The 7,068-nt window shown below is 75.5% G+C and carries 6 protein-coding genes; 3 read left to right on the top strand and 3 right to left on the bottom strand.

Features of this window, described 5'->3' with window-relative positions; all coding sequences use genetic code 11:
* Positions 1 to 171 precede the first annotated feature (171 nt).
* Both ACLQ2V_RS20865 and ACLQ2V_RS20860 read right to left on the bottom strand, forming a co-directional pair.
* The gene (locus tag ACLQ2V_RS20865; RefSeq protein WP_425720211.1) at positions 172 to 1,113 is read right to left on the bottom strand and encodes a hypothetical protein; all 942 of its coding nucleotides are present in this window, start codon (positions 1,111 to 1,113) and stop codon (positions 172 to 174) included.
* Between the two features lie 60 nt (positions 1,114 to 1,173).
* Complete coding sequence (locus tag ACLQ2V_RS20860; RefSeq protein ID WP_425720210.1) at positions 1,174 to 1,695, bottom strand: VOC family protein; 522 nt, start codon at positions 1,693 to 1,695, stop codon at positions 1,174 to 1,176.
* 46 nt (positions 1,696 to 1,741) lie between these two features.
* Between ACLQ2V_RS20860 and ACLQ2V_RS20855 the strand changes: the two genes are divergently transcribed.
* The gene (locus ACLQ2V_RS20855; RefSeq protein ID WP_425720209.1) at positions 1,742 to 2,203 is read left to right on the top strand and encodes a MarR family winged helix-turn-helix transcriptional regulator; all 462 of its coding nucleotides are present in this window, start codon (positions 1,742 to 1,744) and stop codon (positions 2,201 to 2,203) included.
* A 60-nt stretch (positions 2,204 to 2,263) separates the two neighbouring features.
* On the top strand, positions 2,264 to 3,937 hold the full coding sequence (locus tag ACLQ2V_RS20850; protein WP_425720208.1) for a tetratricopeptide repeat protein: 1,674 nt from the start codon (positions 2,264 to 2,266) through the stop codon (positions 3,935 to 3,937).
* Positions 3,938 to 3,978: 41 nt separating this feature from the next.
* Here the strand turns inward: ACLQ2V_RS20850 and ACLQ2V_RS20845 are convergent, their stop codons facing one another.
* Positions 3,979 to 4,605, bottom strand: a complete 627-nt coding sequence (locus ACLQ2V_RS20845) for an SGNH/GDSL hydrolase family protein (RefSeq protein ID WP_425720207.1) — start codon at positions 4,603 to 4,605, stop codon at positions 3,979 to 3,981.
* A 232-nt stretch (positions 4,606 to 4,837) separates the two neighbouring features.
* Between ACLQ2V_RS20845 and ACLQ2V_RS20840 the strand changes: the two genes are divergently transcribed.
* Entirely contained in the window at positions 4,838 to 7,051 is a 2,214-nt protein-coding gene (locus tag ACLQ2V_RS20840; protein ID WP_425720291.1) for a HelD family protein, read from the top strand.
* The last annotated feature ends 17 nt before the right edge of the window (positions 7,052 to 7,068 follow it).

The following is a 7,068-nucleotide window of genomic DNA, read 5'->3' as shown; positions in this document are numbered from 1 at the left end:
ACACGCCGGGGGCTTCCCGCGGGTGTGGGGGGGGGGGCGCGGTTAACACCCGGCCCCCCCGCTCCACGTCCAACGACTCAACCCAGCCCCGCCCGCCAGAACCGGCCGAATAGATAATGGAAGATTTCGGCCCCTGGAGGGGCCATTTGCTTCCAAGACCTCCCAACTCGGTTAGGGGACGGGGGTGATCAGCACGTCGCCGCCGAGGCGGCCGTCCTCGGGGTCGCGGGTGGCCGCTCCGGAGTCGAGCAGGTCGACCACCGCCCGGGTCGCGTCGGCCGCCCGATAGGGCGTGGCGATCAGGGCGTACCGGCGCAGTTCGGTCACCGTACGGGGGCCGAGGCGGCCGAGCTCGGCGAGCAGTTCCCGCCCCAGCGGCTCCGCGTCCGGCTCCGCCCCGGCGTCGAGGATCCGCCCCTGCGGGTCGGCCGGGTCGCGGTAGCCCACCCCGGCCACGCCGACGGCCCAGAGCGCGTCCTTGAACGCCTGCAGGCTGCGGTCCGACGTGCTCCCGAACGCGACCCGCCGCCATGAGGCCCCCGCCGAGGCCGGGGCGCCCGCCGCGTCCCGCTCCGCTCCCCCGACCCCGCCGGCATCGGTGTTACGGACGGTCAGGTCGACCTCGGCGACCAGGGGGAAGCCGGCCGCTTCCAGCGCCGGGCGCAGGGGCGCGTCCGCGCCGGTGACCAGCAGCAGCTCGGCCGGGCGGCCGGCCCGCGCGGCGGCCAGCAGGGCCGGGGTCGGGGCCGCGCCGTGGACGACGGTCAGCAGCGGCGCCCCGGCAGCCCCGGCGGCCTTGAGCGCGATCGGCAGGCGGGCCGGGTCGCCGGGCATGACGTGCACGGCCACCTCGGCGGGGAGCGTGGCCTCGATCTGCCCGAGCCGGGCCGGCAGCGCCTCGTCGCCCTCGGCCAGCACCAGCACGGTCAGCCGGAACCCGCGCAGCCGGCCGGCGAACTCCGCCACCGCCCGCAGCGCGGCCTGCGCGCCGCCGGCGTCGCTTCCGGCGTACGCCAGGGCGAGGGTGGCCCGCCGGGCGCGGTGCAGCGCCGTGGGCAGCCAGGCGTCGAGCTGTCGGACGAGCAGCTCGCGGAGGACGGAGTCGGTCGGCATCCTGTCGTTCTACCGCACGACCCACCCGGCGCGGGCGGGGAGCCCCGTCGGGACGCCCGGTCAGGCCGGGACGGAGATGCCCACGCCGCCGCGCGTCTGGCCGCCGTAGCGCTGCCGCTCGCGGTCCAGGTCGAGCCGGCCGATGCGGGTGCGGGCGGCCAGCGCGGCGTCGTCGAGCCGGTCGGCCGGGACCAGCCAGACGATCTCGAACTCCAAGCCGTCGGGGTCCTGGCCGTAGAGGCTCTTGGTGGTGCCGTGGTCGGAGGTGCCGACCAGTGCACCGGCGGCGCGCAGCCGCTCGGCGGTGACGGCCAGCTCGTCGAGGGTGTCCACCTCCCAGGCCAGGTGGTAGAGGCCGACGGTGGCCCGGCCGGCGGTGGAGCGCCCGGCGCTCCGGCCGACCTCGAACAGGCCGAGGTCGTGGTCGTTGGTGGAGCCCGGCGCCTGGAGGAAGGCCGCGCCCCGGAATCCGTCCGGAGTCATGGGAATGGCATGGAAACCGAGCACGTCGCAATAGAAGGCGACACTACGGGCCAGATCGCCCACGTAGAGAACGGCATGATTCAGTCGGTGGATACCCATGCGTTCAACGTAGCCCAATTTTGTTGAGCCTTCAATTACAACGAGTATGCTAAGCGCCATGACCCGCTGGCTGAATTCCGACGAACAGCACACCTGGCGGGCGTACCTCACCGCTTCCCGGGCGCTGACGGAGACGCTCGACCGAGAAATGCAACGCGACGCCGGCATGCCGCAGGCGTACTACGAGATTCTGGCCCGGCTCTCCGAGGCGCCCCAGCGGCGGATGCGGATGAGTGAGCTGGCCGACGCGGTCGGCTCCTCACGCAGCCGCCTCTCGCACGCGGCGGCCCGCCTGGAGGCCGCCGGGTGGCTGCGGCGCGAGGAGTGCCCCACCGACCGGCGCGGGCAGTTCGCCGCCCTGACCGACGCCGGGTTCGCCACGCTCGCCGCCGCCGCTCCCGGCCACGTCGAGGGGGTACGCCGACACCTCTTCGACGCGCTCAGCCCCGCCCAGGTCGACCAGTTGCGCCGGATCTGCGAAACGCTCAACGACCACCTGACCAGATGATGACCGAATCGCGATCCTCGGGGGGTTGTACATATTGTCGCGGTGCGGCCACGATGGGGCGTGTCCTCCGCCTTCGGTGAATTGACCGTCCAGGCGCACCACCTGGTGTCCGCCGGTGACCTGGCCGGTGCGCAACAGCTGCTCTCCGAGGCGCTCAGCGACGCCGATCCCCGGCCCGACCAGGCCACTCCCGAGGTGGCCGACGCCGCCGGGCTCCAGGCCCGGGTGCTGGTCGCGCTCGGCGAGCCACACTCGGCGCGCGGCTGGGCCGCCTTCGCGTACGCGGCGACGAGCCGGCTGTACGGCCGTTCCGACCCCCGGGCGGTCTCGGCGGCGGCGACCCTGGCCGCCGTGCTGCACCGGGTCGGCAGCTACGCCCGCGCCGCCCGGCTCTACTCCGAGGTGGTCATCGAGCTGACGGCCTCCGACGGGCCGGAGTCGCTGCGGGTCCTCGCCGCCCACGCCGACCTGGCCACCGTGGAGTACGCCCGGGGCCAGTGCGAGGTGGCCCGGGACCGCCTCCAGGACGCCTGGGAGCTGCACCGGGAGGTGTACGGCGACGGCCACCCCAGCGGCATCAAGATGCTGGCCCGGCTCGGGGCGATGCAGCGCGACTGCGGTGAGTTCGCCGAGGCGCACGACCACCTGACCCTGGCCCGGGAGCTGTGCCGCCAGCACCTCGCCCCGGACGACCCCCTCGCCGTGCAGGTGGCGGCCCTCGCGCGGGCCGCCGCCAACCCCGGTCACCTCTGCGCGGCGACGCCCCCGGTCGAGCGGGAGACGCGGGCCACGCCGGCGGAGACGCCCGCGGTGCCGGCGGCCCGGGTCCCGCCGGTCGACGAGGGACCGCCGACGTACGCGTCGACGTGGCCGCCGCAGGCCCCGACCGCACCCACCGTGCCCGCGCCCCGCGCCGCCCCGGAGGACGCCGACCCCTCGGTCGGCTCGGGGGCCACGACGGCGTTCCCCGCCGACCACGAGTGGCCCCCGGAGAGCCTGGACGACGACCCGTGGCCGCGCGCCGACGCCACGCACCCCGACCCCGGCCTGCCCGACGACCGCGTCCCGTGGGACCGGCGCGGCGACGGCCGGGAGAGCCCGGCCGACCAGGGGCGGGAAGGCTTGGCCCACCCGGTCGACCAGGGGCGGGAGAGGCCGGCCCACCCGAGCGACGACGGATGGGAGGGCACCGCCCAGCCGAGCGACGACGGGCGGGAGAGCCCGGCGTACCCGGTCGGTGCGGGCCAGTGGCCGGGCGAGCCGCAGTGGCGGGCCGAGGACGAGCCGCCCCCCACCGTGGCCGGCCCGAGCGGCGGGCCCACAAAGGCCCCGGCCGGGGTGCACTCGCTGCACCTGCCAGCGGTCCGCCCGGACCGGTCGCGGCTGCTCCCGGTGGTGGTGCCACGCCCGCCCGCGCCGCCGCGCCGGCTCACCCCGCTCGTGGTGGTGGGCGGGGTGACCGTGGTGGTGCTGGGCACGGCGGCGGTGGTCGCCGGGGTCTCCCGGGTCGACGGGCCGGGGCCGGCCCCGTCGCCCTCACCTACCGCCGCGCCGGCCTCGGGTGCTCCGGGAAGCCCGCGCCCCGGCCCGTCCGGGCGCACGAAGGCCAGCCCTCGGGCGGCGGCCACGCCGCCGGGCGGCTCCATCGGGCCCGACGCTCAGGAGGTCGCGCTCGACCGGACGTACCCGGCCGGTGCCAGCGGGCCGGTGGTGCTGCTCCCCCGCCGCCGCTGACCCGGCGCGGGGACGGCGGGCGGGGCCAGGATGGGCGGGGCTCAGGCGGCCAGGGCGGTCAGGAACGCGTCGGCGATGACGGCGTGACCGGGCAGGCCCGGGTGGACCCGGTCGTCGGCCCACCGGCTCGACGGGCTGTGCCGCAGCACCCGGTCGTAGGCGGCCTGGGTGGGCACGTGCACCGCCTCGAAGTCCTTGGCGACGGCGGCGACCACGGCGGCGTACCGGTCGGTCTGGGCGCGCTGCGGCTCGTCTACGTCGGCCTCGATGAGGAACGGGTCGGCGAGGACCAGCCGGCAACCGGTGGCGTCCACGGCCCGGCGCAGCAGGGCGCGCAGGGTGCGCTCGTACTCGTCGATCGGCACGGCCTCGGCCTCCCGGCCGGGGACGAACGCGCGCCAGATGTCGTTGATGCCGATCATGACGGAGAGCCAGTCGGGGCGTTCGTCGATCGCGTCGGCGTCCCAGCGGGCCGCCAGGTCCCGCACCGTGTTGCCGCTGATGCCCCGGTTGACCCAGGTCAGCTCGCGCTCCGGGTGACGGGCGTCGACGAACGCGCGGAGCAGACTCACGTAGCCGTCGCCGTAGGGCGCGGCGGGACCGGTGCGGCCGCAGTCGGTGATGCTGTCACCGATGAAGACGATGCGTTGACCGGCGCCCAGCAGCATCCGCGCTACTCCGTCCTCGGCGGCGGGAAACCGGCCGACCATTTGGTGGGCACGGCCGCCGCGCGGTATCTTTTGCAGTTCCAGGCACATTCAGGCACAAAAAAAGAACGGCGCACAATTGCCGTTCGGATTGCTATTCTAATCACAGGGAGACGGCTTGTCAAGGCACTCCGACGGTCCCGGCGAGCTGCGGCACGACGACGAGATAGGTTCCGAGCAGGAGTACGTCTCCATGCTCTACGGCCGGCTGGACGACATGCGTGAACGCGCCGCCCAGCGGCTCCGCGAGGAGCTGCGCGCCACCGGCGGCACGCAGCAGGCCCGATCCCAGCGCGACAGCGCGGTGGGCATGTACGCCGAACAGGTCGAGCAGTTCTCCGCCGTGGAGAACGGGCTCTGCTTCGGCCGGCTCGACACCGACGACGACGCGCGCCACTACATCGGCCGAATCGGCATCTTCGACACCAGCGGCGACTACGACCCGCTGCTGATCGACTGGCGGGCCCCCGCCGCCCGCGCCTTCTACCTCGCCACCGCCGCCAACCCGCAGGGCGTACGGCGGCGGCGGCACCTGCGGACCCGGCAGCGCAAGGTGATGGCCCTCAACGACGAGGTGCTGGACCTGAGCACGGCATCCCCCACCGCGCACGAGGAGCTGACCGGGGAGGCGTCGCTGCTGGCCGCCGTCACCGCCGGGCGCACCGGCCGGATGCGCGACATCGTCGAGACCATCCAGGCCGAGCAGGACCGGATCATCCGCGCCGACCTGCCCGGGGTGATGGTGGTGCAGGGCGGGCCGGGCACCGGCAAGACGGCGGTGGCCCTGCACCGGGCGGCGTACCTGCTCTACACCCACCGCAGCGTGCTCTCCAGCCGGGGCGTGCTGCTGGTCGGCCCGAACGAGACGTTCCTGCGCTACATCTCGCAGGTGCTCCCGGCGCTGGCCGAGACGGGCGTGCTGCTGCGTACCCCCGGGGACCTCTTTCCCGGGGTCAGCGCCCGGCGGGCGGAGCCGGCGCAGGCCGCGGCGCTCAAGGGCCGGGTGGAGATGCTGGAGGTGCTGGCGGCGGCGGTGCGGGACCGGCAGTGGGTCCCCGACGAGCCGCTGGAGATCGAGGTCGAGCGGGAGGTGCTGCGGCTGGCCCCGGAGACCGTGCGGGCCGCCCGCGACCGGGCCCGCCGCACCGGCCGGCCGCACAACCTGGCCCGCGCGGTCTTCGACGTGGAGCTGGTGCACGCCCTGGCCGACCAGGTGGCCGACCGCATCGGCGCGGACCCGCTGGGCGGGGAGAACCTGCTCGACGAGGCCGACGTGGCGGAGATCCGCCGGGAGCTGCGCGGGGAACCGCAGGTACGGGCCGCGCTGGACCGGCTCTGGCCGGTGCTCACCCCGCAGCGCCTCCTCGCCGACCTGTACGCCGACCCCGAGCGGATCGCCACCGCCACGCCCGACCTGAGCCCCGCCGAACGCGCCCTGCTGCACCGCGAACCGGGCGGGTGGACGCCCGCCGACGTGCCGCTGCTGGACGAGGCCGCCGAACTGCTCGGCGAGGACGACCGGACCGCCACGGCCCGCCGGCAACGCATCCGGGCCCTGCAACGCGAGTACGCCGAGGGCGTGCTGGAGATCGCCCGGGGCTCCCGCTCGATCGACGTGGAGGACGAGGCGGAGGGCGGCGAGATCCTCGGCGTCACCGACCTGCTCGACGCCGACAAGCTGCTGGAACGCCAGGAGGAGCACGACGGGCTGACCACCGCCCAGCGCGCCGCCGCCGACCGGGGTTGGGCGTTCGGGCACGTCATCGTCGACGAGGCGCAGGAGTTGTCGCCGCTGGCCTGGCGGCTACTGATGCGCCGCTGCCCCAGCCGGTCCATGACGATCGTCGGGGACGTGGCGCAGACCGGGGCGCTGGCCGGCACCCCGTCGTGGGCCGACGCGCTGGAGCCGTACGTGGCGCAGCGGTGGCGGCTGGAGGAGCTGACCGTCAGCTACCGCACCCCGGCGGAGATCATGGCGGTGGCCGCCGAGGTGCTGGCGCGGATCGACCCGCAGCTGAGCCCGCCGCGCTCGGTGCGGCACAGCGGGGTGCCGCCGTGGGACCGCCGGGTCGACGCCGGGCGGCTGGCCGCCGAGTTGACCGCCGCCGCGGTCGCCGAGGCGGCGGTCCTGGACGACGGGCGGCTCGGGATCATCGTCCCCGCCGGCCGGGTCGACGAGTTGGGCGCGGCCCTGGTCGCGGCGCTGCCCGAGGCGGCCGTGGGCGAGCAGCCGGAGCTGGAGAACCGGGTGGTGGTGCTGACCGTGGGGCAGGCCAAGGGGTTGGAGTTCGACTCCGTCCTGATCGCCGACCCGGACGGGATCCTCGCCGAGTCCCCCCGGGGCCACAGCGACCTCTACGTGGCCCTGACCCGCGCCACCCAACGCCTGGGCGTCCTGCGCCCGTAGTGGTTCCCGCCGTGGAC

Origin of the sequence: Micromonospora sp. DT233, assembly GCF_049841815.1 — a bacterium.
Classification (GTDB): domain Bacteria; phylum Actinomycetota; class Actinomycetes; order Mycobacteriales; family Micromonosporaceae; genus Micromonospora.
This window is presented reverse-complemented; position numbering and strand designations above follow the sequence as displayed.

What these genes read in the sequence shown, in the direction of transcription:
- ACLQ2V_RS20865 (WP_425720211.1), bottom strand. Translation starts at nt 1,113, where the DNA reads ATGCCGACCGACTCCGTCCTCCGCGAGCTGCTCGTCCGACAGCTCGAC.
- ACLQ2V_RS20860 (WP_425720210.1), bottom strand. Translation starts at nt 1,695, where the DNA reads ATGGGTATCCACCGACTGAATCATGCCGTTCTCTACGTGGGCGATCTG.
- ACLQ2V_RS20855 (WP_425720209.1), top strand. Translation starts at nt 1,742, where the DNA reads ATGCTAAGCGCCATGACCCGCTGGCTGAATTCCGACGAACAGCACACC.
- ACLQ2V_RS20845 (WP_425720207.1), bottom strand. Translation starts at nt 4,605, where the DNA reads ATGCTGCTGGGCGCCGGTCAACGCATCGTCTTCATCGGTGACAGCATC.
- ACLQ2V_RS20840 (WP_425720291.1), top strand. Translation starts at nt 4,838, where the DNA reads ATGCTCTACGGCCGGCTGGACGACATGCGTGAACGCGCCGCCCAGCGG.